This window comes from Pararcticibacter amylolyticus, from assembly GCF_003130405.1.
GTDB classification, from domain to species: domain Bacteria; phylum Bacteroidota; class Bacteroidia; order Sphingobacteriales; family Sphingobacteriaceae; genus Arcticibacter; species Arcticibacter amylolyticus.
In genome coordinates this window covers 503,560-529,317 of the sequence record NZ_QEAS01000001.1, presented here as the reverse complement: position 1 = coordinate 529,317, position 25,758 = coordinate 503,560, and the positions used below count along the sequence as shown (strand labels likewise).

Below are 25,758 nucleotides of genomic sequence, written 5' to 3'. Positions count from 1 at the left end.
CAAAAGTAGGGAGAGAACAGCCGCCAGCCTATAGCATTTAGGCGGGGCACAGCAAGTATTCGGTAAACGAAGGAAAAGAACCGGTAAATGAAATTCACAAACAACATTCATTGTGCTGCACTCACAAACAGGGCGCCAGGCAGTTTAAATGTTCTTTTCGTCTGTTAAAAACGACAAACAACTCACAACTGACAAAAACAAGCTCCCCCGCCCGTTCTGGCAGGAAAGATTAAGATCATGCGAAGGCCGGAGATCAGGGATTTTTCCTTGCAAGAAGATCGCGGATCTCTGTAAGTAAAACCTCCTCCTTAGTAGGAGCCGGCGTTACGGTAGGAGCAACAGCTTCCTTCTTTTTAAACTGGTTGATCGCTTTAACGAAAACAAACAGTGCCAGGGCAACAACAAAGAAAGAAATTACCTGCGAGAGGAAATTACCATACTTGATAGCCGTCCCCGGAATTACCAGTTCACTGAGATTGGTCAGGTTCGCTGCCTTAAGGGCTGGAGTGAGAATCGCCGGGGTGATAATATCATCCACCACAGAACTCACAATCTTACCGAAAGCACCGCCTATTACTACGGCAACTGCCAGCTCAAGGACATTTCCTTTAACCGCAAATTCTTTAAACTCTTTAATAAACGACATAATTATCTATGATTTATAACAGATTAAAGATAACACTTTATGTTTTTATCCCGACATCCATTCTCTGAAGATGGCTGCCTTTGCTCTGCTTATCAGGATTTTCTCTTCGGGAGAAGGGACAACTTTTAAGTACAGGCGCCCGTTAAAGAAATAAGCTATTTCCCGGATCGCCTCCCGGTTTACCAGGAACTGTCTGTTGGCCCTGTAAAATAGTTTCGGATCCAGCACCTCCGAAAGTTCATCCAGGCTTCTTTCCTCCATCGTGAGCATTTTAGAATCAAACTTCATCCCACGAACCACTCCATTTGAAAGTTCGAACCAGGCGAAATCAACTGTGGGCACCGGAAGCAAACGGTCTCTGAAAGGAACCAGGAAACTTTGCCTGTAACTCCTTCCCTCTTTCATTAATTCAGTCAGCCTGCCGAGCAACTGTTTATTTATCTCCCGGCCATTCCTCTGTTCAAGGCGCCGGTATTTACCGACCGCCGTTTGCAACCTTTCTTTATTAACCGGTTTCAGAAGGTAATCAACACTGTTCAATTCAAAGGCCCTGATTGCATACTCATCATAGGCGGTTGTAAAAATTACGGGAATATCTACTCTGATATGATCAAATATGGTAAAGGAAAGCCCGTCAGAGAGGTGTATATCCAGGAAAATCAGGTCAGCAGGCGGCTGCGTTTCCAGGAATTCTGCCGCCTCTTCCGTGTTATCGATAACCCCTGTAACCTCCACATCCGGTTCTATAACACGGAGCAGGTTGATCAGATGCGAGGCTGCGTGTTCCTCATCTTCTATAATCAGCACTTTCATTTATCTATTGAGTTAGTGGAACCGTAACAGAGAAACCGGTGTCAGACCTTTTCACGATGATCCCGGAATTCACCAGGTATTGACAGCGCTGATCTAAAATAACAAGCCCCTGCCCGGTAGAGGGCACCGCCCCTTTCCGCGCCTGAAGATTGTTCTGTACCGTTAATCTGCCTTCTTCATCCGTAAAGATATCAATCAGCAGATTCTTTCTGGAAGAAACGATATTATGTTTTACGGCATTTTCCAGCAGCAGCTGAACTGCAAGGTGAGGCAGTTTCCACGCAAGGCGATCCGGGTCGATGTTGATCGCGATCTGGATCTTATTGCCAAACCTAACTTTCAGAATCTCGATGTATGTACCTGCCAGATGCATTTCATCGCGAAGTTGTACCAGTTCAGTATTACTACCCGAAAGCACCTGCCGGAAAAGCTCAGACAAATTGTCTAAAAATTTCGCAGCCGCCTCTTTATCGCTCTGTATAAGGCTGCCAAGCACATTAAAAGAATTAAATAAGAAGTGTGGATTTACCTTGTTCTTCAGAGCCTCATACCGCGATTCTGAATTCATCTTCAGTAAGGATTCATTTGCCAGCAATAACTGCTGCCGTGAAAATATGAGATGGTAAATATGTGAGACCAGGATGATCAGCAGAACCTCGATGAAGATGCTCATGCTAAAGAAGAAACGGAACAACCTTTCATTCACCCTTATATCAAAGAAAGAGAGGTGAAAGAAAATCAACAACGACCTTACTACAAAGAACATCAGGAGGCTTAAAATGATCCGGCACACCGCCTTCCTGAAGTCAATTGTCAGCCTCCCCACTTCAATTCTCCTGGTCTCGAGATTAAGAGCAAGGAAAATGACCGCAACAAGAAACGGATAAAAAGATTTTGCAACAAAATCAGCGGTACTAAAATGAACAGGCCTGCTAAAGCTGTCTGCCTGGCTGAAGACAGCCAGGCGTGGCAGCATAAAGACCAGCGTTATCACCAGCGAAGTAAGGAAGATAAGTTTCTTCTTCGCTGGTATATTATATACTTTGCCTTCGTTTGTCCGGGATTCCTTCTGATTTTTAACGGCCATTATCCGTGGTTTCAATAATGTCTCTTATCATTTGCCTGATCTTCAAACTAGTAATCTGGCTCTCCTTCGGCTTTGTCCGGGTAAAGATAATACCGGCAACATGATGTTTCGAATCCTGCCAGGGATGAGTACCGAAAAGTCCGGGACTACTTGATTCAATTATATTTCCGGACTTGTCAACCACATCCAGCCAGTTGCCGATTCCGTATCTCAAACCTGTGTTAGCATACTCAGAGTACGGATTTGCAGGATAAGGAGTAGCCACGATTTCTGCTCCCCCGGTTTGATCCTTTATCATTTCATCAAGCGCTTGTTTAGTCAGGACTTCAGTACCCTTAAAAACACCGCCATTAACAATCATCTCAAGGAAATTCAGATAGTCGCGTGCTGTTGTCCTCACGCCGCCTGCGATCAGCGGATTTGGCCCGTTAAAAGAATACACAGCCTTCATCCCGCAGGGACTGCCGATGGCTTCATCAAAGAGGTTTTGCCAGGATTTTCCGCTCACAATTTCGGCTATCCTTCCTGCTATCTGCATGCTGGCACTTCCATAACTAAATCCCGTGCCCGGCTTCCTTACTAAAGGCGTATACATCGCTATCGAATCTACGGCCTGTGCCAGTGTAAAATCACGCTTATACTCATACTTGTCAGAGAAGCCGTCCGGCTCTTCCTGATCCCCTTCAAAACCTGAAGTATGAGAAAAGAGCTGCCTGATAGTAATCATACCCTTATGATTCCGGGTAAAAAGAGGCAGGAATTTACCGACGCTGTCATCCAGGGAGAGTTTCTTCTGATCCACAAGCTTCATGATCACCGCTCCTGAGAGCCATTTTGAAGCAGAAGCTATGACACGGGGAGTATTAACATTCAGGTTTACTTCTTTCCTGTAAATAACCTCGCCATCGCGGGAAACTAAAACAGCCACTTGATTCTGATAGACGTCGAGGTTCTGTTCTATGAACTTGTCGACAGCAGAAAAATCATACCTGCTGTTCTTATACGGATTATCATCTGCCTTTTTGCAGCTTCCCGTTAAAAAGGGAAGAAGAAGAATTAAAATAGTTCTCATAATATGCCGTTTTAGTTTTTACTACCAGACTTTCTGTTGTTTTTGAAATCCTCTTTCATCTCAGCCTGAAACTTCTTGTATTCTTTATACTGGTCTTCATCCAGTATCTCTTTCATCTGTGCATCTCTTTTTGAACGGAGAGTTGAAAACTTCCGGTACTTTGCCATTTTTGAATCTCCTGATGATCTTAAAGCAGAAAGGCCTTCAGCGAACTCCGCGTTAACTGCATCCACCTTCTTTTTCTGTTGTTCAGATAAATTTAGTTTTGCTTTAAATTCCCCGTATTTGGCAAGGGCTTCCTGCCGCTGTTCATCTGTCATTTTTGTTTGAGCCCTGAGGCTGACTGCCGATGCGACCAACAGGCAGAGAATAAGTGTCGTAAGCTTTTTCATTTCTCTTTATCATTAATATTCAGACACAAAGAAAGAGCAGACGTTTAAGCTATTAATCTTTAATAATCGGGAAGCTGAAATTTTGGGGGATGAAACCGCCTTTTCGGGCAGCGAACGGATCGCCTGAAATCCGGAGTTCCGAGCCTAACGCTCCTGACAGGCGATAAATTAACACAAGACGCGGTTGTTGATCCTTTCTGGCATATTTACTATATTCAACTCGTTGAATCCTCATCAAAATAACATAGTCCAATGAAGCATACTTTCTTTGTAATCGTTTTATTCACCGTGTTCACATCCTGTAATAACCAAACACCAAAATCCATGGAAACATCTGAAAACGTATCCCTGATCAAAAAGTATTTTGATCTTTTCAACAAGCATCAATGGAAAGAAATGGCCGGTCTATACAATGAAACGGCAGATTTTAAGGATCCTTCACTCGGACCGGGCATTGTTAAACAAACAAGAGAACAAATCATTGGTAAGTACTCTGAACTTAGTACTACGTTCCCTGATGTAAAAGATGAAATAGTACAGATTTATCCTTCAGGTGAAAAGCATGTCATTGTTGAATTTATTTCAACCGGTACCGCTCCGGACCATTCAAAGTTCGAACTTCCCATCTGTACCATTTTCACCATAGAAAACGGTAAGATAACGGGTGACTTCACTTATTACGACAACTTTGAAGAACCGGCAGAATAACCAACCCGGCAACGTTACTTTTTCTCCTTCACGGCTTTCACCATTTGAACGGTGATCATCTTTTTTGATGAATTGCCCCACGAGTTCAGGATGTAGTTCATTACATCCGCCACTTCATCGTCAGCAAGGCCGGGGGGAGGCATCATGTTGTCGTACTCCTTACCATTTACCATGATCTTTCCCTTCTGGCCGAATTTTACAACGCCGATGGCTCTGACAGGATCTTTCAGCAGGAAATCAGATTTAGCGAGAGGAGGGAAAGCAGGGGGAGCCCCTTCCCCTTTTCCCTGATGACAGGTAATACAAGTCTCCATGTAAAGAGCTTTTCCACGGGTGATACTTTTTGTCAGTTCACTTTGCTGAACGGCAGAATGTGATGAATCAGCAAAAAAGAACAAGCCCAAAAACAATATCAGGGCAAAAGACAATATTAGTTTCATATACTTGAATAAACACGTTTTAAACAACAAGGCGAACACTCACGACTTTGGACTGATCTTTACAATTTTACCGGAGTCTTCCAGCACTACATAAATATTACCATCGGGCCCCTGACGGATATCTCTTACCCTGCCGATCTTATCAAAGATGATCTCTCTTTTTACCACCTTATTATCTTTCACAGTAAGATGCTGGAGATGGTTGAACTTCAAAGAGCCGACAAGAAGATCGCCGTTCCACTCTTTAAATTTATCACTGCTGATGAAAGCCATCCCGCAGGGGGCAATTGAAGGCCGCCAATAAATAACAGGCTGCTCAAGTCCGGCGCGGGCAGTATCTTTCGAAATGATGCTGTTGTCATAATCAATCCCATATGTGATCAGCGGCCATCCGTAATTCTTACCCGGTTCAATAATATTCAGCTCATCTCCCCCCTGGGGACCATGCTCATGTTCCCATATTACGCCGGTGCTGGGGTTGATCACCAAACCTTGCGGATTACGGTGTCCATAGGTCCAGAATTCCGGCTTTGCACCGTTGGCTTTCACAAATGGATTATCTTCCGGGATTCTGCCATCTTCGTAAAGCCTGACGATCTTCCCCTGACCTTTGGCCAGGTTCTGGGCATTTTGCATTTGCCCCCGTTCTCCCAGTGATAAGAACACATGTCCCTTTTTATCAAAGATAATACGACCGCCAAAGTGCACGGTCGACTTCACATTAGGCGAAGCTTTATAGATCTTCTGTATATCGGTTAGTGCATGGTCTTTGAGCTTCGCACGGATAAAGGCGGTGTTAGCTCCGCCCTCATCACCCTCTTCACCTTCAGCTTTGGGCGAGGAGTAGCTGATATAGATCCATCCATTGTTTTTGTAATCCGGATGAAGCGTCACATCTAGCAAACCACCCTGTCCCCGGAATAAGCTCTTTGGGAGCCCCGTGATCTCCTGCGGATCCAAAACGCCATCCTTTACAAGACGAAGCTTGCCGGTACGTTCCGTTACCAGCAGCTCACCTCCAGGCAAAAAAGCCACAGCCCAAGGCATACTTAAGCCACTCGCCACTGTTTCAACCTTAAGATCGGATTCATTCAGGGGCATCTTTTCTTTTTCACCAGCAGCGGAATTAATGCTCATTAGAGTGATCGAAGCAAGGAAAAGCCCTCCAAAAATGACAGTATTTTTCGTTTTCATCTTCATAGTTGAAATAAGTTGAGATACATAAAAAATGGACTATGTGTGTTTTGGTTTGCAGGTAGTGAAAATACGAGTTTTTTACTATTAAACAAGCGAGCCATTATACAGGCATGTGCCCCCCTGAGAGGTGCTCATTAAGGCATTTGTTCCCAGCTTTATTTGTCCGACCAGTTATATGCCTTCATATCGAAGCCCTCCAGATATGAAATCTTCCACAACCTAGCTTCCCTCTTTGCTCTCACAGCGTAATAAAAATTATCTCCCCAGGTCCATTTAAAGCCAGCTTTGTCTTTAGATATCCTGATATCGACAAGTTTAATGATGTCCCAGTAATTATCCGGGTAGTCCTGGCAGTTACACCATTCATTGCTACCCTTGCCAAACGGAGACATATCGCCCACCAGCCACGACACCGATCGGCTACGCAACTCCTTGTCCATTCTTACTGCAATTTTCCGATAATCAGCTAAGAAGCTTTCCGTAAAAAAACCGGTTTGCCTGAGTTTGGCAATTGCCTTGCTGTTTTCAGCAAGATCAATTCCATGATAAACGGTGTCGGGGACACTGTTTTCGACTGGACTAAAACTGAGCGGGAGGGCCATTTTCTCTGTTTCAAACCATTTATACAGATTTCTAACCAGTTCGGTTAGCTGTACGCTGTCAGGAGGAGGCAAAAGTATGGATTCAGATGAGACTAAACCTTTTGTTGTATTACTATCGACAGCAGTTTTTTTAGCTGTTGACGACGGATTGCTACATTGAAAGAAGGTAATACTCATTATCAGCATCCCTATCCGGGAAGATAAGAAGCAGAAGGTTTGGCTAGTTTTCATCCGTCCAATTTACAATATTTTCAGCTTCCGGCAATCCTCATCGAAAGGAATTTCCCCTCATCAACCGCCTGTTTGTTTTGCGTCCAAAATCAATATCTTTGATCTGAAAATTGTCTCATTAACAAAACCGCATGCCCGACACGTTTACAGCAATTGATTTCGAAACCGCACAAGGAAAACGATGGAGCATCTGCCAGATCGGCCTCATCAGGGTAGAAAAAGGAGTGCCTACTCAGAAATTTGATGTGCTGATCAAGCCACCCGGCAACGAGTATAGCTTTTACAATACACAGGTTCATGGAATTACGGCAGAGATGACCGCTCATGCCCCTGCTTTTAACCACATTTGGCAATCGATGCTTCCTTTTATCGAAGGACAAAAAATAGTAGCACATAATGCCGCATTCGATTGCAGCTGTCTGGAACAAACACTCGCATACTATAAATTAAAGGTTCCTGATTATACCAAAGTTTGTACCTATCAGATATATAAGCGAAAGCTCGCGGAGCTCTGTTCTATGTATAAGATCAGTTTGAGCCATCATAATGCGCTTTCAGATGCACAGGCGTGCGCACAGCTTTACCTGAGATATTTGCGGAACGGGAACAATACTGTTATTTCACGATAAGATTGGTTATATTCATGAGAGGAACCAGGGTTTTGCCCCGGTCTCATAATTGAAGTTAACCGATAATTCTGTTATTTCTCTTACATTAGAACCGGCCTAAGCAAGGAACCATGGAATTTACAAACATTACAGGCTTCATCGGAATAATCTTCCTATCCGTTTATTTTTTCAGGCAGAAGAAAAGACGCCACCTTCTTCAGGAAGGAATATCAACGGAGGGAACAGTCATAGACCTCATAGAGGAATCAAGCCACAGAAATGGGTCAATGATATACCCAGTGGTCAGGTTCATGATGAAAGATGGTTCTTGGATAACAGCAAAATACTCTGATGGAAGCAGCCCTTCGTTGTTTAAAAAAAGGGAGAAAGTGAATTTGGTTTACAAAGAGGAAGATCCGGAATCGTATCTGATTATCAGTAATAAAGTGCAATTATCTGAAATGGCATTTTTGGTAATAGGGACAATTTTCTCAGCATATTACGGTTATTGCTTGTTGAAATAAAGAGGAATTATTCACAAATATATCATGAGACTGCTCTCCTTCGATATTGAAGACCGTATGAAAGGAATCGGTTACTACGAGATTACCGGAGGACTGATCGGGATTTTTATAACTATCCGCATGTTAGCTTATGAGCCTGCTCTAACCGGCATAAACCTGCTCCTGTATCTGCTTGCAGCTAGCCTTTTTTGTTTTTCGATTTATTGCGGCAACCTTCTGAGAAAGTCAAATATAAAAGGAATCAAACTTTCTACATGGAACCAAATCCTGCAGGTATTTCAAATAAAAATCTCAGTAGGCGCATTCATTTATTGTTCAGGGATTAATGTTGGGGCTGGAATTACTGCTGCTAATGACAGAGTTCTGCCAGAGCTGAACCTCACATTATCGACTTATCTTTTTCAATACACTTCTGAAGGAGGAATAAATACTTCCATAATAGTAAATCTCTTCTCCCTTCTGATCATTTACTGGCTTGATAAACTAGCCAACGACATAGAAACACGCAAGCTACTTATGGGAATCCTTTGATTTCCTGATTCAGTTAGAAGTCTACGTGATTCGGTTAGATCGCAGAGATGACGAATGCTCACTTTTGCTTTGTTCATTTATCAATCTTAATATATGGAAAATCAAATTGAAAATTCAACAGGAAATCAGCCCGTTGCGCTTGTCACCGGAGCCAACCAGGGAGTAGGCTTTCAGATTGCCAAAGAACTTGCGGCAAATGGTTACATCGTCTATGTCGGATCACGCAACCTGGGCAACGGGGAGAAAGCAGCTGCCGATATCGGTTTCAGCGCACGTGCAATACAGCTGGATGTAACAGAAGAGGCCACAATCAGCGCTGCGATGGAGCATATAGAAAAGGAAAATGGTCGCCTTGACCTCCTGGTGAACAATGCAGGTATATCGCACGCCGGCAAACCAGGCCGTTCACTGGAAGAAGTAATGGCAGAGGGACGTGCCACTACTGCCTCCCTGGACGAGGTACGTAAAGTGTGGGAGACCAATGTTTTTGGAGTTATTGCTACAACCCAGGCCGCCCTGCCATTGTTACGCAAATCATCAGCCGCCCGCATCGTTAATGTATCAAGCGGACTGGGATCGCTGACCTGGATCTCCGACCCTGCTTGCTGGGCGAGAGAACATTTCGGTGTGGTTTATGCCGCTTCTAAAACAGCCCTGAATGCCGTTACCCTCTCTTTCGCTTTGGAGCTTGAAAAAGAGGGGATAAAAGTAAACGCTGTCAGTCCGGGCTTTACAGCCACAGCCCTGAATAACTTCCAGGGAACGGACAGCCTTGAAGTAGGCTCCCGCGAACCGATTCGTGTGGCACTGGAGACGGACGGGCCAACCGGCGGCTTCACTGGTCCGGATGGACCAATGCCCTGGTAATCAGCATTCACTATCCTTAGCCGGAAAGTGACCAATTTTCATTTATGACCGGCGGCTGAAGCACCCGCCGGTCATAGTTGTTATCTTTCAGAATGAAAAACGAAGCGCCGAAAATCAGTAAACTGGAATCCATATCAGAGATACATCGTCTGTTAGGACTGCCGGGTCCTGTTCATCCTTTGATCAGCCTGCTGCACCTTAAAGGACAGCTGAATTTTCAGCGGTTGCCCAGCAGTTACATTCCCGGTTTCTACAAGATCTCTTTCATTACAAAGCTGAGCGGAAAATTCAGGTATGGCCAGGGTTATTATGATTTCGACGAAGGGAGTCTTTTATTCACGGCACCCAACCAGGTCGTAGGCGGTTCAGCAAGTTACGAGAACAATGAAGGGTATTCGCTGATCTTTCACCCGGATTTTCTCCAGGGTTATCCACTGGCAGCGAAGATCAATCAATACGGTTTTTTCTCGTACGCGAACAACGAGGCCCTGCATCTTTCAGAGCAGGAAAAAACAACAATGCTGGCGATCTATCAGATCATTCGCGATGAGCTCGAAAGCCGGATCGACGACTTCAGCCACGAAGTGATCATTGCGCAGATCGAACTTTTGCTGAGTTATGCAAAGCGCTTTTACAAACGTCAGTTCTTAACCAGGCAGGTGGTTAACAGCGATCTGCTTCAGCAGGTGGAAGAGCTGCTGAATGCTTACTTTACAGAACAAAAACCGCTCTGCCTCGGTGTGCCAACGGTACAATACCTGGCAGAGCAACTAAATTATTCGCCCAATTATTTGAGTGATATGCTTCGTTCTCTTACCGGACTGAACGCTCAGCAGCATATTCATCAAAAGCTGATCGAAAAATCAAAAGAATTATTGTCGGCATCCAACCTCACCATCAATGAAGTGGCCTACCAGTTAGGCTTCGAATATCCGCAGTCTTTCAGCAGGCTGTTCAAAATGAAAACCAAGTTATCGCCTGTGCAATTCAGGTCGGCGTTTAATTAAAAAAGTGTTATCTTTGCACGCAATTCCTGATTTGTTAACCCTTTAATATCAAGGAATCATGACAGAACTACACTACATATCGCCCCTTTCGCTCATTGCCTGTTAGGCAGGTAAACTACTGTATTTCTTTATCAGCGATAAGTTAAAGCCGCTAAAGCGGCTCTGATGATATCTTATGCCTGCCACATTCATTTACAGGGCTTTTTGAGCACTCCTGGAAAGGGTATATCCTCACTCGTGGATGAATCAGAACCCAATAACATTTCGAACCAGATAGTTGGATTTAGAAACGTACCCCACATGGGCAATTTAAGATCAAAAGATTTAAGTAAAATAGGTTATCATAATGACCAGCTCAGAAGCCTGGTCATTGGCATAACCTCTAAAAATTTCAAACACCACAGCAGGCAGCAGCTGCTCGATCTGCTCGTGGAAATTAAAGACAATCCGGAAGCATTTCTGGATGATGAACTGACAGGTAAAATAGCGGAGAAGATCATTGGAAGGGCTGGTGCTCCTTCGTTTAAAGCGTTTGAACTGCGGAATGAACCGGTGTTTTGCAAAACTTACGGAAGTAAGGGTATTGAGCCGGCAGCTAAAAGACAAATGGAACTGGCCACGCTGCTGCCTGTAAGCGTACAAGCTGCACTAATGCCAGATGCACACATGGGCTTTGGCCTCCCCATTGGCGGCGTGCTGGCGACAGATCACGCAGTGATCCCGTATGCCGTTGGTATGGATATCGGTTGCCGGATGGCACTGTCTATTATCGGCGAAAACGAAAGTTTCCTGAAACGGTATGAGTACCAGATCAGGGAGGCGCTGAAAGCCCATACCCATTTTGGGATGGAAGGAGGTTTGGACACAAGGCAGGAACATGAAGTTTTAGATAGCCCGGTGTTCAATGAGATAGCTATGTTAAAGCCGCTGCGCAGCAAAGCGGTGCGGCAACTGGGTACATCGGGTAGTGGCAACCATTTCGCCGAGTTTGGTGAAATGGAGCTGTTCACTGATAACACCATCGGATTACCCGCGGGAAAGTATACTGCTTTGCTGACGCATTCGGGAAGCCGGGGCCTGGGCTCTGCTATAGCACGGCACTACACCCAGATAGCGATGAATACCTGCAAATTACCGCGCCATTCGCAGCAACTAGCCTGGCTGGATCTGAACAGCGAAGCCGGCCAGGAATACTGGCTGGCCATGACACTGGCCGGTGATTATGCCAAAGCGTGCCACGAGCGCATTCATGCCAACCTGATAAAGGCTTTAAACCAGGAGGCGTTGCGTGTGGTAGAGAACCATCACAATTTTGCCTGGAAAGACCGGTTGACTGATGGCCGGGATGTTGTGATCCACCGCAAAGGAGCAACACCAGCTCACAAAGGGGAACTGGGCATTATTCCTGGCAGCATGACCACCCCGGCCTACCTCGTATCAGGCAAGGGGACGGGCAACGCCCTATACTCGGCCTCACATGGCTCAGGCAGGGCTATGAGCCGGCAAAAGGCGAAGGAGAGCATGACGGTATCTGCCATGAAAAAGTTATTGGCCAATGCTGGCGTAACCTTAATTGGCGGCTCCGTTGAAGAGAATCCTCTGGCCTACAAGGATATTGAAACGGTGATAGCCGCCCAAAGCGACCTGGTAGATATCCAGGGCAAGTTCTATCCGCGGATTGTCAGAATGAATAAGGAGTAGTGATGAAAAAGATGTTGATACAAATCACTTCAGGCAAAGGCCCGGCAGAATGCTGCCGGGTCGTGGCTTGCGTGCAAAAACTGATGATGAAACATGCGGAGCAGCAAGGTATTCAGATAGAGATACTGGAAAACAAGCCCGGTGAATTAAATGGAACTTTGCTGTCCGCCACCATGATGGCGACCGGCAATAAACTTGACGCCTTTGTAAAAGAATGGACTGGCACCATACAATGGATAGCACAAAGTCCCTACCGCAGGTACCACAAGCGCAAAAACTGGTTTGTCGGCGTAGCGACCTTCGACGTGAAGCAACTGATGGAATGGAACCCCAAAGATGTAAAACTGGAAACGTGCCGTTCATCAGGTCCCGGCGGACAAAATGTAAACAAGGTGGAAACAGCGGTCCGGGGAAAACATATTCCATCGGGGCTACAGGTAATAGCCATGGATACGCGGTCTCAGATGGAAAACAGGAAACTCTGTATGGCCAGGCTCGAAGCTAAACTAATGGTTTGGCAAACAGAACAACTGATTGAACAGCAGAAAGGTTACTGGCAGGAGCATAACGCGCTGGAGCGGGGCAATCCGGTCAAAACGGTTAAAGCACCATTGATCTAGTGATATTGATACTTAGCCCCATCGCAGGATGCACTAGTCTTCGCGATGGGGTTTAAAGGCGCTGAGCTTTCATTGCATTCAATTCACATAAAGCTTCCGGCCGTTAAGATGTTTCTCTAATTGGTCAACAGCTTGTCTACCAATTAGAGGTTTTTACATTGGCAGATCAACCCTCACGCCATTTTTCCAATAGCACGGCCTATAGCTCGCCGGAACATTCCCCACCGCTCCTGATATGTAAATATCAATCCCATCAACGAATATCCCGTACGCCTGAGCGCCATCTTCGAGTTCGTGAAGCACTCCGTTCTTCCAGTAACATGCTGTATGCGCTGTGCTGTTAGAATTGTGTTTATTAATTAACCCCGCCGCATAGACATCCGAACCTGATTTAGTGATTTGCCAGATTTCGCCATAACGTGTATCCAGAACAACTGGCTTTGTATTTTTCCAGTACATGGGGACACCGCAAAAACCACCAACGTAAAACTCATCATTTCCGCCGATGTAGACCGAGCTGACCCCCTGGAAGGAAGTACTTTGTTCGGGAAGGGGCAATTCGGTCAAAGCAGAATGGGCATCCCATATAAAAGCACTCCTGAGATGAAACGAACTACCGGCTATACTGGATGTCAATTTCCCCAGAGAACCGGCAAAAATAGCCTTGTCATCATAAAAAGTAACAGATGAGAGGATTCCGGTGCTGTCATTATCCATCCGCACCATCGAGTTATTCTCATAGTAGAATATCCGTCCATTCTCGACGCTACTACCCTGGTTGAACCGAAACCTTTGGATTTCCCCTTGCCTGTCTTTATACGTATAACCAGTTCTGAACTGCTCATCTACCGCTTCCTTATATCCCATATGGTTCCCAACCAGTTCATTAAATGCTGACTGCCCGGCACTTTCGCCATTGATCCAATATTTCGAACTGACACGGCCATCTTCCGACCTGACACCGCTGACGAGGACATTCCCGTTATTAACCAAAATGGATTGCCCAATGGCTAACGGCCCCTTGCCGTCCGGCGAGTCATCCTTTTCACAACTTGTTAAAAGGACGATAAGCACCAGTAAGGAAAAAGCCTTTCCTGCAACAGACAGGATAGAGGTATAAGTTTTACGATAATTCATGAGACAATGATTGAATTCAAAGAGTTTATAAGTATAGTATTGTTTTAGCCCTACAATAGTTATTGTTTTCCTATAAGCAGTACGGGATCCCGAGCAAAAATGATACAAAGGACATTGCGATAATTTATAATCAAGCTGAAAGATAGCAAGGGTCGTATTCTAAACCATTCCTGGAATACGTTTTAGCATAAGGGGACATCAATCAGGTATCGGGAGGATGCGTTCATAAGGGGAGGAAAGTTAAGTATAGCGATCCCGCTCAGCTCTTTCCTTTTGCTGAAAATGGATCATCAGAACTATCCTGATTCCATACATACTCAATATGTCCGGCAATTTCTAAAGCCTGGTCTTTACCAAATGAATCTGCGACATATCCCAGCGCCATGTCAATGCCAGCGGAAACGCCGGAAGAAGTATAAAATTTGCCGTCATGTACCCAACGCGCTTTTTCCATCCAGATAACATCCCTGTTTACTGATCTGACCCAGTCGAAAGCCTTTTTGTTGGAAGTTGCTCTGATTTTATTCAGCAGACCAGTCTTTGCAAGCAATGCGGAACCGGTGCACACGGTGAGCACATTGAGAGACTGTTCAGCCAGGGATCGTAATACAGAAATAAACTCATCGTCACTGACAAGAGGACGTGTTCCCATTCCGCCGGGCACCAAAAGGATTCCACGTGCGTCTGCGTCACTGATTTTGCCAGTCATAATATTCGCCTTATCACGGCTTTGCACAAGCCCCCCATGCAATGAATAGTAACACAGGTTCATCGTGTCGATCCGGCCTAAAACTTCGACAGGGCCAAACAGGTCAAGTGTTTCAAACTGATCAAAGATGAGTAAATTGACGTTTGTCATGGATAATGAATGACTTTGAGATAAAGGTAACATTACTAAAATTAAGATTATATGTAGATTTAGCTTTTTCTATATCCTCATTGCCGGCTCCCTAAAAGGTTAACTATTTATTTAGAAATTCATAATCTGACTTCCCTAAGCTTGCATAACTTTATTTAGTATTTGCACCCGCAGTGCAACCTGAATTAAACCATCATATTTTTAATCTCATGAGTATACAAAAACTCCTTCTTTCCTGCTTGCTGACTTTATGTTCAGCCAGCTTATTCTCTCAGAAAAAAATTGAAAATCTGATCCTGGTGACTACCGACGGCCTGAGATGGCAGGAGGTATTTAAAGGGGTGGACACATCTCTCGCCAACAGCAAAAGATTTAATGAACACGACAGTCTGCTTATCTATCAAAAGTACTCCGCAAAAAGCGCGGAGGAGAGCAGAAGCCGGATTTTTCCATTCCTTTGGAGCGAGCTGGCTGCGAAGGGCAGCCTGTATGGAAACCGGGATAAAGGCACGAAAGTCAACAACGCAAATCCGTACTGGTTCTCATATCCCGGCTATAGTGAATTGTTTACGGGATATGTGGATGTGAAGGTAAACTCAAACGAGTACACATCAAATCCAAATACCAGCCTGCTGACTTTCCTTCAGAAGCAAGTTGCGTTTAAAGGAAAGATAGGTGCATTCGGGGCATGGAACGCGTTCGACCGGATCCTGAATGAAAAAGCTGCTGGCTTCCCGGTGGTGTGTGCTTTTGACAAAGCCGGAGGGGAACACCCTTCTGCTGAGGATAATCTGAGAAACAGGATGCTTGCCGACAGTTATAAACCATGGAACGAGGGTGAATGCCTGGACGTGTTTACACACTATGCGGCAATGGAGTACCTGAAGAAAAAGAGCCCGCGGGTTTTGTATATCGGTTATGGAGAAACAGATGAGTGGGCACATTCCGGCAAATACAGATCTTACCTGGATGCCGCTCACCAGGTGGATGCCTGGCTGAAGGAAATCTGGACATACGTTCAGTCGAACCCGCAATATCGCGATAAGACAGCCTTAGTGATCACCGTTGACCACGGTCGGGGTACAGGCACCGGCTGGACCAGCCACGGTTCGAAAGTGGAAGGCTCGGATCAAACATGGTTTGCTGTGATGGCGCCGGGAATGACGGAAAAAGGAGAAATTCATGAAGAGGTTCAGCTTTACCAGAAACAACTGGCGCAAACGATGGCTTCATTCCTTGGAGTCCGTTTTAAAGCAGAACATCCGGTAGAGGATGGAATAGCACTAAAATAAACCGCTTAACAAAACAGGCAGGCCTGATGTCTGAAACAGTCTCAGGCCCGCCATACCAAACTTAGAGACCCAAATATTTCTTTAACTCTGCTGCTGCCTGAACAAAGAGGGATTTCACCTGGGGAAGATGAGCGAGAGGATTCAGTAAACCAAAGTCATGGATCATGCCGTTATAACGAATGGTAGTCACCGTAACACCCGCTTCGTCCAGTTTACGTCCGTAAGCCTCTCCCTGGTCGCGCAGGATATCAGCCTCAGCAACTTGTATTAAAGCAGGAGGAAGGCCTTGCAGCTGCTCTTTAGTGGCATTTAAAGGAGACAGATAGATCTGCTTCCGTTCCTCCGGATCAGTGGTATAATGATCAAACATCCACTGCATAAGAGGAGTAGTCAGGAAACGGTCTTTCCCATATTTCTTATACGATTCCCATTCAAAAGTAGCATCGGTAACAGGCCACAGCAAGATCTGCAATTTAATCTCTGGCCCGCCCTGCTCTTTCGCCTTGATGGCGGTAACAGCCGACATATTTCCTCCTACGCTATTTCCCACGATAGCCAGGTTCTTACCATCAACTCCAATTTCATGCCCGTTTTCTGCTACCCATTTAGTTGCTGCATAAATCTCATTAATAGCTTGTGGATAGCGCGCTTCGGGAGAAGGCGTATAATTAACAAATACCCCAGCCGCTCCCGAAAGTACCACCAGGTCTCTTACCATCCGTTTGTGGGTAGGATAATCTCCCAGCACCCAGCCGCCGCCATGGATGAAAATAAAGACTGGCAAAATATCTGTGCTTCCTTCGGGCCTCACGATGTTAAGGGTAATATTATAACCGTCTGCGGTTATTTCTTTTTCCGACTCTTCAATTCCAGAGTAATCTACTTCAACCGATTTTTGTGCTCCTACCAGTACCTGGCGGGCGTCTTCGGGCGACATCGTTTCAAGTCCGGGGCCTCCGGGTGCATTCAGGGCTTCTAAAAATGCTTTTGTTCCTTTTGAAAGTGCAGGATCTTCTGCAACTGGCAGGATGCTTACCTCATTTCCTGTTAACGTGCTCATAGTTATTTGTTTTAAGGTGATGAATATTCAATTACAAATCTACTTCGTTTCTATATTGCTAAGGTAGCGTGCTTACCATCCTCCCCAACTTAATGTAGGATAAGAAAATGAGAAAGCTTACATATTAAGCCAGGACCTGAACAAGGATGCCCGGTCTTCACTTACAATTACCGCGAGGTTGTCCGGAGGTACCGGATCGGGCACTATTTTAATCCTGTTACGGGAAAGCTTAAACATCTCCCGGATCGAGCTGATATGAATGATAAACTTGCGGTTGATCCTGAAGAACTCACTGGGTGAAAGCTGAGGCTCAAGGCTGGTAATGGTCTCATCCAGGATATAAGACTCTCCTTCCCGGGTGAAGAGATAAAGGTATTTGCCTTCGGCCATGAAATATGCAATGTCTGAGGCATTAACCGTCTTAATGCGGCTTCCCAGGTTGACCATAAAGCGGTTGCGGCTTCCGGGCAATAGCTGCAGAGGCTTTACCGGCGTTTCGGTTTCCTGCCGGAATGATTGTTCTGTCAGGCTCTTCAGCTTTTTTAGTGATTGCTCTATATCCCGGCGGTCATAGGGCTTAAGAATATAATCGATCCCCTGGTTCTTAAAGGCCTTTAGCGTATACTGATCGTAGGCGGTTGTAAAGATCACCGGACACCTGACCTCGGTCCTGCGAAATATCTCAAAGCTATCGCCATCACCCAGGTGGATATCCATAAAGATCAGATCGGGAGCTGATTCCCTGAGTATTTTGACAGCCGCTTCAATAGTCGCTGCTACGGCAGATACTTCAATGGAAGCATCTGTTTCCGATAAAATAGCCCGGAGTTCGCTGGCCGTCAATTCTTCATCCTCAACAATCAATACCTTCATTGCCATTTTGAAGGCATTAAAATAAACAAAAAACTCCGGTTTTTTAAAGACCGGAGTTTCTGCAGCTTATCAGACTGCTATTTTAATCATTAATTTATTGCAGATTAGGATTATTCTGTATTGCTGAAGCGGGGAACCTCAAAGTATAACGGGGGTCGTTTTGCTGAAGAACAAATGTCTCTCCGTTAAATTGATGCGTGATGCTGGGCTGGCCATAACGGCGCAGGTCGTACCAGCGGTGGCCTTCTAACGCAAGCTCACGCGTGCGCTCGGCCAGGATTTCAGATAGTAGTGCAGGGCCGCTTAGTTGAGCCACTTTTGCAGACTCCGTAATATATCCCTGAGGAGTGAACCGCTTCGCTTTCAATGCAAGGAGTGTTTCACGTGCAAGTGCTGTATTGCCGGTTTGGAAAGCGGCTTCTGCTTTGATGAGATACATCTCGGCATTGCGGAAGGTAACTTTGAACTGATCGCTACCGGTTTTCAACGAATTGTAGCGACTTCCGCTTTTACTGTAAAACTTTGTTAAACGAAGGTCAGATCCTGCCTGGTATTTGCTTATCAGATCAGGAGAAACATAGACTGCTCTGCTAACCAATGAAGGAAGAGTACTTTCCAGGGCCACGATGCTTTCTGCAGAAAGGAAATTCGTCGGCACAAGGTTGCTGTTGTTCAAGTCCTCCAGCTGATTGTTAAAAGCTAATGCTTTTTCTGCCGAACTGAGTGCTTTTTCCCATTCACCGCGATACTCATAGATCCGTGCTTTGAATGCTTCCATTGCCCTGCGTGTAAAACGATAATTCTTACCAGTTTCGAAAGTTGTTATATTAATCAGTTCCTCTGCCTTCTCAATATCTGAGAAGATTTGCGAATAAACAGATTCAGTTGGGGCCGGTGCAAATTTCTTTTCGAGGTCGATCTCAGTAGAAACAGGAACACCGCGATCAGTTGATGCAGTTTCCTTATTATATGGCTTCGCATAAAGATTCAGGAGCTCAAAATGGCAATAAGCACGCAATAAATAAGCTTCTCCGCGGATTTGATCTACCTCTGCACTTTTCCCAGCTTTCTCTTCTGCACTGGTAATTATCTCGGTTGCGTAAAATACACTCTGGTAAAATGACTGATAAGGAAATTCGGTGGTTGCCGGATCGGCAGAACCATCTTTCCAGGTGAAAATGTCTCTTGAATAAACTGCATCCTCCGAATACTCATTCATTATCAATTCATCCGTTCGGAGAGCGAGTTGTCCTTTGAATTCAGGGAAAAGAGAATAGGCACTTGTAAGTAAGGCCCTGAAATCCTCTGTTGTTTCCGGCATCACACGTCCAACAGGCGTTATATCCAGATATTTTTTACAGGAGCTTGCTGATATGAGAACCAGCAAAAGAGCTCCGGATAATAATTTTTTCATACTTTATTTAAAAGCTTGCGTTAATACCAATATTGATGCTTTTTGTTACAGGCTGAGCATAAATATTACCATATGTCTCAGGATCGAAATACCCGTCGTAATTTTTGCTGATGACAAAGAGATTATTCCCCTCAACACTGAATCTCAGGTTCCGGGCACCAATGCGTTTAGAGATATTGGAAGGAAGGGTATAACCCAGTCTGATGCTGTTCACCCGTAAATAACTGATTGATTTCGCCCAGATATCATAGTACCGATACGTATTCATCGGATCTACTACAGAGTACCACTGGTTTACCATCCACCGTTCTGCGTTCTCTGTATTATAACCAATCACACGAGGGAGGGTGGAAGTTGCATTTTGTGATGTCCAGGTGTTCATCAACTGTCCGGAATAATTTCTGCCTCTGTCAACAAGTGCCGGATTATATGAATCCTGACGAAGAACGGTCTGATCAATAAAGAAACTTGTTGTAACAGCCAGATCAAAGCTCTTATATCTGAACTTATTAATAAAGCCACCAGTGAATTTTGGATCTGCGTCCCCTGCATAACTAAAAAGATTTCTATAATCTTCATTAGTCATCGAAGATTCCGTCAACTCTCCGGGGAAAAAGTCAGCCCACGGATCATACAACTTGAAATAATCTTCGAAAGGTACTACCTGTCCGTCCCTGTTGAACTGCAGGTATCCCTGATCATCCAGACCGGCGGTCCTGATTACAAAAACACTGTTGACGGGATAACCTTCTTTTGATGGCATCCGGTCCGTATCCTTCGCTATCTGCCTGGTTACCCTGCTTTTATTGCGGGAAATATTAAAATCGGTCGACCAGCTAAAATCACGGGTCTCAATATTACGGGAGTATACAGAAAACTCCAGACCTTCGTTTTTCACTCTTGACCAGTTAACATTCAGGTAAGCAAAACCCGTTTCAAGAGGAAGGGCCCGCATTGCTAACAGATCCTTACTATGCCGGTTATAATAATCAACTGTCAGCTGAATCCGGTTATTCAATACACCAAGGTCGATTCCTCCATTCAGCGTAGAGGTTTTCTCCCAGCGCAACTTATCATTCGGAGGTGTTTGAATGGAAATCTGTTGTTCGGGATAACCCGGTAAGATCGCACCATTTTGGTAGGTACCCATAACAAACGGGGATGTCGTTTTATCAATATTACCCTGCAATCCATAAGACGCCCTGAGTTTCAGATTTGACAACCATTTCACATCCTCCAGGAAACTTTCCTGTTTTGCATTCCAGGCACCCGACACCGAGTAGATTGGCAACCACTTGTATTTAGGGTCTACCCCAAACAAATCGGATCCATCATAACGAATACTACCATAAAGAGTATACCGGCGATCGTAGGTATAGGAAAGAATGCCATAAAAGGATGCATAGGCATTACGAGCTTTTACCCTGTTGTATGGCTGATAGGTTGTAGTTGACGTAGCACTATATCCCTGAGGATAAACAATGGGACTAGTTGTCAAAGTCTTTGGATCATATCCGAATCCTCTGCTCAGGATAATATCATTATTTGTCCGTCTGAACTCGGATCCAGCCATTGCTTCAATCTCATGCTTCTGATCGATCACTGTATTGAATTCCAGAATATTCTTCCAGTTATATTGAAAAAACGAGGTATTCTGATTCTCAATTATGCCTCCCGCAGGAAGAAAATACTCATATTTCTTTGTAGCAGAGTTATAATAAGATGTTCCCGCACGAAACTTTCTGACGTAGAAACTCTCCTGATCTCCGAACTTCTCTGAATTGTTCTCATCAACCTGAATCCCCATCTCTGAGCGAAATTTCAAAGGCTGAACGATTTTCCATTCAACATTGAAAAGGCCTTTAAAACTTTTATTATTAAAAGTATAATCAGTGTTTTCTCTCTCCTCTACTGCATTAAAGGGTAGATAGATATCACCAACGAGATTTGCTGCCCCGGTAATGTCAGGATCATAAACGTATGCTCCGTTCTCATCCCTTACACGCAAATAAGGATTCGCATTCCTTGAATAGGTAGCAGGATTGGTCTGTGCAGATGCTTCCGTTATATAACTTTTACGATCAGAAGCTGTACCAAATAAACCAGCGCCAAACTTAAGCTTATCAGAAACTTTCAGATTTGTTTTCAACGTCACATTGTATCTCTTCAGACCGGTGCCCCTGGTAGCACCTTTTTCATCATAATACCCGGCAGAGAAATAATAATCTGCATCGTCGGTACCACCTGAGATGCTGGCAGTATACTGCTGATTCACGGAAGTCTGATATAATTCTTTTCCCCAATCTGTATTAACAGCCCTGAGACTATTTATAGCATCCTGCGTTACAGAGTTCAGAGCACTGAAGCCTCCCTGACGGAAAGCATTCAATTGACCATTCTGATTCAGAATCCTGGCCACAGCTCCATAAGTATCGCGGAAAGTGAGATCTTCACGGGCGGCAAGGCCAAGTTCCCAATCCACTTTCTCATTGGAGTTCATCAGATTCAAACGGCTGAAATCAGGACGCTGCCCGATGAATGAGTTTGCATTCACGTTCACCTGCATCGGACCCTTCTTTCCCCTCTTTGTCGTGATCACGATCACCCCGTTAGCAGCCCTTACACCATAGATAGCCGTAGCCGCAGCATCCTTCAGAATGGTGATATCTTCAATATCATCAGGATTCACTCCCGCAATAGGGAAATTACGCAACTGATCAATATTATCCTTATCCAGGATGGCAGGCATATTATCTCCTTCGAGAGGAATCCCGTCGAGAACCCAGAGAGGCTCCTGGTTCCCGTTTAAGGACGCCGTTCCCCTGATCCTGATCTTAGGTGCAGCACCCGGGCCACCGTTCAGGGTGGTAACCACCACGCCGGCCACCTGACCCTGCAGCATCTGGTCAACTCCTGCCACACCGCTCTGGCGGATGTCGGCAAAGCTCACCTTGGCTGATGCAGTTGTGTTCTTACTCTTTTTGATCGAGTTATAGCCTGTTACAATTACTTCCTTTAACTGATTTTCATCATTGACCAGGCGTACCTTTACGAAAGTCGTTCCGCTGATATCGATCACTTTAGAGGCAAAGCCTAGAAAACTCACCCGTATAGTTCGGGTACCGGCAGGAAGCGTCAGGCTGAAGTTCCCGTTTATGTCCGTTACAGTACCCAGGGCCGAACTCCGGATAACGCCGGGGGCCTCAGTCTGTTCACCAATTGTCGACTTATCGGCCATCACCGAGGCGCCGGGAACTGGTTTCCCGTCATCGTCTGAGAGCACCTGCCCCCTGATTGTCACCTGCTGCCCCTGCACCTGCGCACCGAGAAACAGCATACATAAAAAAAGTAATAGTCTATTCATGTGTGATTTTGATTGCTATTGAATATTAAGTCCGCGGCGAATCCTGAGCATCAGGTCCTGGTAGTGCGCACGCGTCACCTCGTCACCAGATTTTTGTTTGCGTTCCAGCAGCCGGAATATCTTTAAAAGTTCGGCGCGCTTAAGCATCGCAGCTTCCGATGTACGCGACATGAGGCTTACATTTATGTTCCTCAAGACGTGCTCCCCGCCGAAGCCCTCATCTACCTGCATATAATGGCATTCATCATGCAGACTTTTTGCCGACAGCTTCTCGAGCAGTTTACCGGAGCTGACGAGCAGCGCATCCACGAAGTTCTGCTGAAACATCCTATCGTAAATACCCAGTGATCTCCCTTTGATAGTTGGCCGAAAAGCTTCAGCATGCATCCTTCCGAAAAGCTCTGTTGCTGTAAATACATGTTCTTTACCCCAGAAAGCCTCAGCCTCCGTCATGCGCATCAGGCGCTCATCGGCAAAAAGCTTATAGATCACATCGTATTGCGCATTTCTGCGAACATTATAGGGGGTGTACTCAAAGGGGCCTACCGGTGAATCCTGAGTAGGCAGGAATTTTGAGAGGAGCTGCGGCTCAACCAGCCATTCCGGCATGCTGAAAACTTCTTTCCGAAGAAAGTTGAATGCTTCTTCCTGGCGCTGTACAGGCACCGGCATCCAGGCGCCCTTGCCATCTCCCTTTACCGCATTTTCAAGATAAAATCCGCCAATGTTCGCGGTTACGTGTCCCGCATACATCTGCCACTGCTGAATAGCCGCCAGCAGAAGTTTTCCGGCTTCGTAATAATCATCACCTTCGGATGCTGCAATTGTGCTTATCTGCGGAACAATACGCCTGAGGTTCTGAAGACCATAATAACTCGCTTTCACACTGTTATCTCCCAGGTCTTCCGACTGTGAACGCGGGTCAACAATATTCTGTGATTCCTGCTGCTCTCCATACTTGTACAGCGGATCATTCTCGTGTTTCCTCAGCCAGTTCTGCAATACCGGCAACTCCTGATGCGGATCATTCATGTCAAGCCACCGGTATCCCCATTCAATTGCATATTTGTCGTATACGCCTATCTGGGGATTAATGTTCCTGACATTATCTTCCGGCTGGGCGACATAGTTGAAACGGGCATAGTCCATGATAGATGGAGCCGTTCCCCCCATACGGGCAGTAAAAGAAGGAGAACGAAGGGAATCGACCGGAAATGCTGCAGAGGCCCCCATATTGTGTTTTAATCCAAGTGTGTGTCCGATTTCATGAGAGGATACGAACCGGATGGCATTGGCCATTAACGTTTCAGACAGATTTCTTGCCCGCGCTGCAGAATCAATAGCCCCCGTCTGGATCCGCATCCAGTATTTTAATGATGTCATCACATTGTGCCACCAGATTACATCCGACTCCAGGATTTCCCCCGAACGCGGATCGATCACTGCTGGTCCCATAGCATTCGACTTCGGCGATGCAGCGTATGTTACAACCGAATACCTGACATCGTCGGCATCGAAATCTGCCGTATCTCTTACTTCCTTTGCCTGAATAGCATTTTTAAATCCAGCCTGTTCAAACGCTTTCTGCCAGTCGTTGATGCCTGATTTAATCGCACCTACCCATTGGCGTGGAGTTGCCGGATCGATAAAAAAGATGATCGGCTTAATGGGCTCAACCAGCTCGCCGCGTTTATATCGCTCCCGGTCCTCGGGTTTTGGCTCCAGTCTCCATCTTGTGATCAGCTCACGTGATTCCATTTGCTGCTGGCGGTCTGAGAAGTACCATCTCGGTGTTGTGAAGAATCCTATCCGCTTATCGCCAAAGCGTGGTACCATTGGAATTTCAGGAAGAAGAAGCACGTTTGTGGTCACCTTCACGCTTACCGGCAGAGAATTGCTTCCTTCTGTCACCGTAGTGCTTAAAAGAGACTTTACTACCAGGTTCTGAGGGAAAGCTTTAATATTCTCTATCGCCGAAAGCGATGTTTTGACACTTGTACCCAGCCCGATATCGTTAAACACATCATTAAAGCTCTTGTCCGTACCGTCGAATACCCGGTTTACTTTTACCACTACCGCTGATGAATCGGTATTGTAAGCTTCTATTTTAAAGGATTCAATTACAGATCCGGTAAAATTATCCCTGACAGACTGTGTGATTGCATCAGCTGCGGGCGACTCTACCTGGGGGACTATGGTTTTCACCCAAACCGTTCCTGCTCTCTTGTTTAGCGAAAAGCGGATCACCTTATTCTCGGTGTTCATCCCTTTGTTAATCCCCGCCTCATTGATAGACAGCGGAACAGACGAGATCTTGTTCACCAGTAAAAAATCCCTTTGCATCCAGCGAAGCGGGATTTCAAAATAGAAATCATTGTCAACACGATGTACGTCAAAGATCCCCTTAACCGTAGTCGCCTTCTTCAAAAGTTCTTTATACGACTTGCCGCTGCTCTTCTTATCAGTATCAGCACTGTCAGCACGACTCTCTGTTTTCTTTTTATCCGTTTTGCCGGAAGATTTGCCCTTTGTTTGCGAGAAAAGCTCAGCAGAACAGGAAAATGCCAGAATGAAAAAAAGAATTACCCTGAAAAATTTCATCAAAAGGACGTTGTGCGCCCTGTTTATCCCGAAAACCACAGATCCAATATGGGTGAAAAACAATATATTATAAAATCAGAACGAACGGACACGCCGTTTTAAGGAGTGAATC

At 45.3% G+C, this 25,758-nt stretch carries 24 protein-coding genes; 9 read left to right on the top strand and 15 right to left on the bottom strand.

The features are described 5' to 3' along the window. Window positions 1–253: 253 nt before the first annotated feature. The 5 genes from mscL to DDR33_RS02225 are packed head-to-tail and all read right to left on the bottom strand — an operon-like array spanning window position 254 to window position 4,010. Window positions 254–646 carry a large-conductance mechanosensitive channel protein MscL gene (mscL, locus tag DDR33_RS02245; protein WP_109414115.1) on the bottom strand — a complete coding sequence of 131 codons (393 nt, stop codon included), beginning with the start codon at window positions 644–646 and terminating at the stop codon, window positions 254–256. Window positions 647–691: 45 nt separating this feature from the next. Then, on the bottom strand, window positions 692–1,459 hold the full coding sequence (locus tag DDR33_RS02240; protein ID WP_109414114.1) for a LytR/AlgR family response regulator transcription factor: 768 nt from the start codon (window positions 1,457–1,459) through the stop codon (window positions 692–694). Between the two features lie 4 nt (window positions 1,460–1,463). Beyond that, window positions 1,464–2,546 (bottom strand): sensor histidine kinase, encoded by a 1,083-nt coding sequence (locus DDR33_RS02235; RefSeq protein ID WP_109414113.1) that lies wholly within the window; start codon window positions 2,544–2,546, stop codon window positions 1,464–1,466. After that, complete coding sequence (locus tag DDR33_RS02230; protein ID WP_109414112.1) at window positions 2,536–3,618, bottom strand: serine hydrolase domain-containing protein; 1,083 nt, start codon at window positions 3,616–3,618, stop codon at window positions 2,536–2,538. The genes DDR33_RS02235 and DDR33_RS02230 overlap by 11 nt, the downstream gene beginning before the upstream one ends. Before the next feature lie 11 nt (window positions 3,619–3,629). Further along, window positions 3,630–4,010 carry a hypothetical protein gene (locus DDR33_RS02225; RefSeq protein WP_109414111.1) on the bottom strand — a complete coding sequence of 127 codons (381 nt, stop codon included), beginning with the start codon at window positions 4,008–4,010 and terminating at the stop codon, window positions 3,630–3,632. 324 nt (window positions 4,011–4,334) lie between these two features. On the opposite strand from DDR33_RS02225, the gene DDR33_RS02220 reads away from it, so the two are divergent. Then, window positions 4,335–4,718 (top strand): nuclear transport factor 2 family protein, encoded by a 384-nt coding sequence (locus DDR33_RS02220; RefSeq protein ID WP_109414190.1) that lies wholly within the window; start codon window positions 4,335–4,337, stop codon window positions 4,716–4,718. Window positions 4,719–4,732: 14 nt separating this feature from the next. Here DDR33_RS02220 and DDR33_RS02215 read toward each other — a convergent pair whose 3' ends face one another. From DDR33_RS02215 to DDR33_RS02205, 3 genes are all read right to left on the bottom strand, one after another. Continuing rightward, on the bottom strand, window positions 4,733–5,158 hold the full coding sequence (locus DDR33_RS02215) for a c-type cytochrome (RefSeq protein WP_109414110.1): 426 nt from the start codon (window positions 5,156–5,158) through the stop codon (window positions 4,733–4,735). 39 nt (window positions 5,159–5,197) lie between these two features. Continuing rightward, window positions 5,198–6,352 (bottom strand): PQQ-dependent sugar dehydrogenase, encoded by a 1,155-nt coding sequence (locus DDR33_RS02210; RefSeq protein ID WP_202913630.1) that lies wholly within the window; start codon window positions 6,350–6,352, stop codon window positions 5,198–5,200. A gap of 158 nt (window positions 6,353–6,510) precedes the next feature. Next, on the bottom strand, window positions 6,511–7,188 hold the full coding sequence (locus DDR33_RS02205) for a hypothetical protein (RefSeq protein ID WP_146198676.1): 678 nt from the start codon (window positions 7,186–7,188) through the stop codon (window positions 6,511–6,513). A gap of 131 nt (window positions 7,189–7,319) precedes the next feature. On the opposite strand from DDR33_RS02205, the gene DDR33_RS02200 reads away from it, so the two are divergent. From DDR33_RS02200 to prfH, 7 genes are all read left to right on the top strand, one after another. Then, window positions 7,320–7,817: a 3'-5' exonuclease gene (locus tag DDR33_RS02200; RefSeq protein WP_109414107.1), complete on the top strand. Its 498-nt coding sequence runs from the start codon at window positions 7,320–7,322 to the stop codon at window positions 7,815–7,817. 110 nt (window positions 7,818–7,927) lie between these two features. After that, a complete protein-coding gene (locus tag DDR33_RS02195) occupies window positions 7,928–8,320 on the top strand; it encodes a DUF3592 domain-containing protein (protein WP_109414106.1) in 393 nt (130 codons plus the stop codon). 24 nt (window positions 8,321–8,344) lie between these two features. Then, window positions 8,345–8,851: a hypothetical protein gene (locus tag DDR33_RS02190; RefSeq protein WP_109414105.1), complete on the top strand. Its 507-nt coding sequence runs from the start codon at window positions 8,345–8,347 to the stop codon at window positions 8,849–8,851. Between the two features lie 93 nt (window positions 8,852–8,944). Further along, window positions 8,945–9,718 carry an SDR family NAD(P)-dependent oxidoreductase gene (locus DDR33_RS02185; RefSeq protein ID WP_109414104.1) on the top strand — a complete coding sequence of 258 codons (774 nt, stop codon included), beginning with the start codon at window positions 8,945–8,947 and terminating at the stop codon, window positions 9,716–9,718. A 92-nt stretch (window positions 9,719–9,810) separates the two neighbouring features. After that, window positions 9,811–10,725: a helix-turn-helix domain-containing protein gene (locus DDR33_RS02180; RefSeq protein WP_109414103.1), complete on the top strand. Its 915-nt coding sequence runs from the start codon at window positions 9,811–9,813 to the stop codon at window positions 10,723–10,725. Window positions 10,726–11,025: 300 nt separating this feature from the next. Continuing rightward, a complete protein-coding gene (locus DDR33_RS02175; protein ID WP_109414102.1) occupies window positions 11,026–12,426 on the top strand; it encodes an RtcB family protein in 1,401 nt (466 codons plus the stop codon). 2 nt (window positions 12,427–12,428) lie between these two features. Continuing rightward, window positions 12,429–13,046: a peptide chain release factor H gene (gene prfH / locus DDR33_RS02170; protein ID WP_109414101.1), complete on the top strand. Its 618-nt coding sequence runs from the start codon at window positions 12,429–12,431 to the stop codon at window positions 13,044–13,046. Between the two features lie 153 nt (window positions 13,047–13,199). Here prfH and DDR33_RS02165 read toward each other — a convergent pair whose 3' ends face one another. Both DDR33_RS02165 and DDR33_RS02160 read right to left on the bottom strand, forming a co-directional pair. Then, entirely contained in the window at window positions 13,200–14,183 is a 984-nt protein-coding gene (locus DDR33_RS02165; protein WP_109414100.1) for a hypothetical protein, read from the bottom strand. 259 nt (window positions 14,184–14,442) lie between these two features. Continuing rightward, a complete protein-coding gene (locus tag DDR33_RS02160) occupies window positions 14,443–15,042 on the bottom strand; it encodes a DJ-1/PfpI family protein (RefSeq protein ID WP_109414099.1) in 600 nt (199 codons plus the stop codon). 209 nt (window positions 15,043–15,251) lie between these two features. Between DDR33_RS02160 and DDR33_RS02155 the strand changes: the two genes are divergently transcribed. After that, complete coding sequence (locus DDR33_RS02155) at window positions 15,252–16,334, top strand: alkaline phosphatase family protein (protein WP_202913629.1); 1,083 nt, start codon at window positions 15,252–15,254, stop codon at window positions 16,332–16,334. Window positions 16,335–16,395: 61 nt separating this feature from the next. Here the strand turns inward: DDR33_RS02155 and DDR33_RS02150 are convergent, their stop codons facing one another. The 5 genes from DDR33_RS02150 to DDR33_RS02130 all read right to left on the bottom strand — a co-directional run bounded on the left by DDR33_RS02150 (window position 16,396) and on the right by DDR33_RS02130 (window position 25,646). Beyond that, window positions 16,396–17,394 (bottom strand): alpha/beta hydrolase, encoded by a 999-nt coding sequence (locus DDR33_RS02150; protein ID WP_109414098.1) that lies wholly within the window; start codon window positions 17,392–17,394, stop codon window positions 16,396–16,398. 117 nt (window positions 17,395–17,511) lie between these two features. Then, on the bottom strand, window positions 17,512–18,273 hold the full coding sequence (locus tag DDR33_RS02145; RefSeq protein WP_238387626.1) for a LytR/AlgR family response regulator transcription factor: 762 nt from the start codon (window positions 18,271–18,273) through the stop codon (window positions 17,512–17,514). Window positions 18,274–18,361: 88 nt separating this feature from the next. After that, a complete protein-coding gene (locus DDR33_RS02140; protein WP_109414097.1) occupies window positions 18,362–19,681 on the bottom strand; it encodes a RagB/SusD family nutrient uptake outer membrane protein in 1,320 nt (439 codons plus the stop codon). Window positions 19,682–19,688: 7 nt separating this feature from the next. Beyond that, window positions 19,689–23,045, bottom strand: coding sequence for a SusC/RagA family TonB-linked outer membrane protein (locus tag DDR33_RS02135; protein WP_109414096.1), 3,357 nt, complete (start codon window positions 23,043–23,045; stop codon window positions 19,689–19,691). A 15-nt stretch (window positions 23,046–23,060) separates the two neighbouring features. After that, entirely contained in the window at window positions 23,061–25,646 is a 2,586-nt protein-coding gene (locus DDR33_RS02130) for a zinc-dependent metalloprotease (protein WP_109414095.1), read from the bottom strand. Window positions 25,647–25,758: the final 112 nt, after the last annotated feature.

Excerpts from the sequence above, each read along its gene's own strand:
- DDR33_RS02130 (WP_109414095.1), bottom strand. The coding sequence starts at position 25,646 with ATGAAATTTTTCAGGGTAATTCTTTTTTTCATTCTGGCATTTTCCTGT.
- DDR33_RS02230 (WP_109414112.1), bottom strand. The coding sequence starts at position 3,618 with ATGAGAACTATTTTAATTCTTCTTCTTCCCTTTTTAACGGGAAGCTGC.
- DDR33_RS02240 (WP_109414114.1), bottom strand. The coding sequence starts at position 1,459 with ATGAAAGTGCTGATTATAGAAGATGAGGAACACGCAGCCTCGCATCTG.
- DDR33_RS02200 (WP_109414107.1), top strand. The coding sequence starts at position 7,320 with ATGCCCGACACGTTTACAGCAATTGATTTCGAAACCGCACAAGGAAAA.
- DDR33_RS02225 (WP_109414111.1), bottom strand. The coding sequence starts at position 4,010 with ATGAAAAAGCTTACGACACTTATTCTCTGCCTGTTGGTCGCATCGGCA.
- DDR33_RS02185 (WP_109414104.1), top strand. The coding sequence starts at position 8,945 with ATGGAAAATCAAATTGAAAATTCAACAGGAAATCAGCCCGTTGCGCTT.
- DDR33_RS02160 (WP_109414099.1), bottom strand. The coding sequence starts at position 15,042 with ATGACAAACGTCAATTTACTCATCTTTGATCAGTTTGAAACACTTGAC.
- prfH (WP_109414101.1), top strand. The coding sequence starts at position 12,429 with ATGAAAAAGATGTTGATACAAATCACTTCAGGCAAAGGCCCGGCAGAA.
- mscL (WP_109414115.1), bottom strand. The coding sequence starts at position 646 with ATGTCGTTTATTAAAGAGTTTAAAGAATTTGCGGTTAAAGGAAATGTC.
- DDR33_RS02220 (WP_109414190.1), top strand. The coding sequence starts at position 4,335 with ATGGAAACATCTGAAAACGTATCCCTGATCAAAAAGTATTTTGATCTT.
- DDR33_RS02210 (WP_202913630.1), bottom strand. The coding sequence starts at position 6,352 with ATGAAAACGAAAAATACTGTCATTTTTGGAGGGCTTTTCCTTGCTTCG.
- DDR33_RS02155 (WP_202913629.1), top strand. The coding sequence starts at position 15,252 with ATGAGTATACAAAAACTCCTTCTTTCCTGCTTGCTGACTTTATGTTCA.
- DDR33_RS02180 (WP_109414103.1), top strand. The coding sequence starts at position 9,811 with ATGAAAAACGAAGCGCCGAAAATCAGTAAACTGGAATCCATATCAGAG.
- DDR33_RS02145 (WP_238387626.1), bottom strand. The coding sequence starts at position 18,273 with ATGGCAATGAAGGTATTGATTGTTGAGGATGAAGAATTGACGGCCAGC.
- DDR33_RS02165 (WP_109414100.1), bottom strand. The coding sequence starts at position 14,183 with ATGAATTATCGTAAAACTTATACCTCTATCCTGTCTGTTGCAGGAAAG.
- DDR33_RS02175 (WP_109414102.1), top strand. The coding sequence starts at position 11,026 with ATGGGCAATTTAAGATCAAAAGATTTAAGTAAAATAGGTTATCATAAT.
- DDR33_RS02150 (WP_109414098.1), bottom strand. The coding sequence starts at position 17,394 with ATGAGCACGTTAACAGGAAATGAGGTAAGCATCCTGCCAGTTGCAGAA.
- DDR33_RS02135 (WP_109414096.1), bottom strand. The coding sequence starts at position 23,045 with ATGAATAGACTATTACTTTTTTTATGTATGCTGTTTCTCGGTGCGCAG.
- DDR33_RS02140 (WP_109414097.1), bottom strand. The coding sequence starts at position 19,681 with ATGAAAAAATTATTATCCGGAGCTCTTTTGCTGGTTCTCATATCAGCA.
- DDR33_RS02235 (WP_109414113.1), bottom strand. The coding sequence starts at position 2,546 with ATGGCCGTTAAAAATCAGAAGGAATCCCGGACAAACGAAGGCAAAGTA.
- DDR33_RS02215 (WP_109414110.1), bottom strand. The coding sequence starts at position 5,158 with ATGAAACTAATATTGTCTTTTGCCCTGATATTGTTTTTGGGCTTGTTC.
- DDR33_RS02205 (WP_146198676.1), bottom strand. The coding sequence starts at position 7,188 with ATGAAAACTAGCCAAACCTTCTGCTTCTTATCTTCCCGGATAGGGATG.
- DDR33_RS02190 (WP_109414105.1), top strand. The coding sequence starts at position 8,345 with ATGAGACTGCTCTCCTTCGATATTGAAGACCGTATGAAAGGAATCGGT.
- DDR33_RS02195 (WP_109414106.1), top strand. The coding sequence starts at position 7,928 with ATGGAATTTACAAACATTACAGGCTTCATCGGAATAATCTTCCTATCC.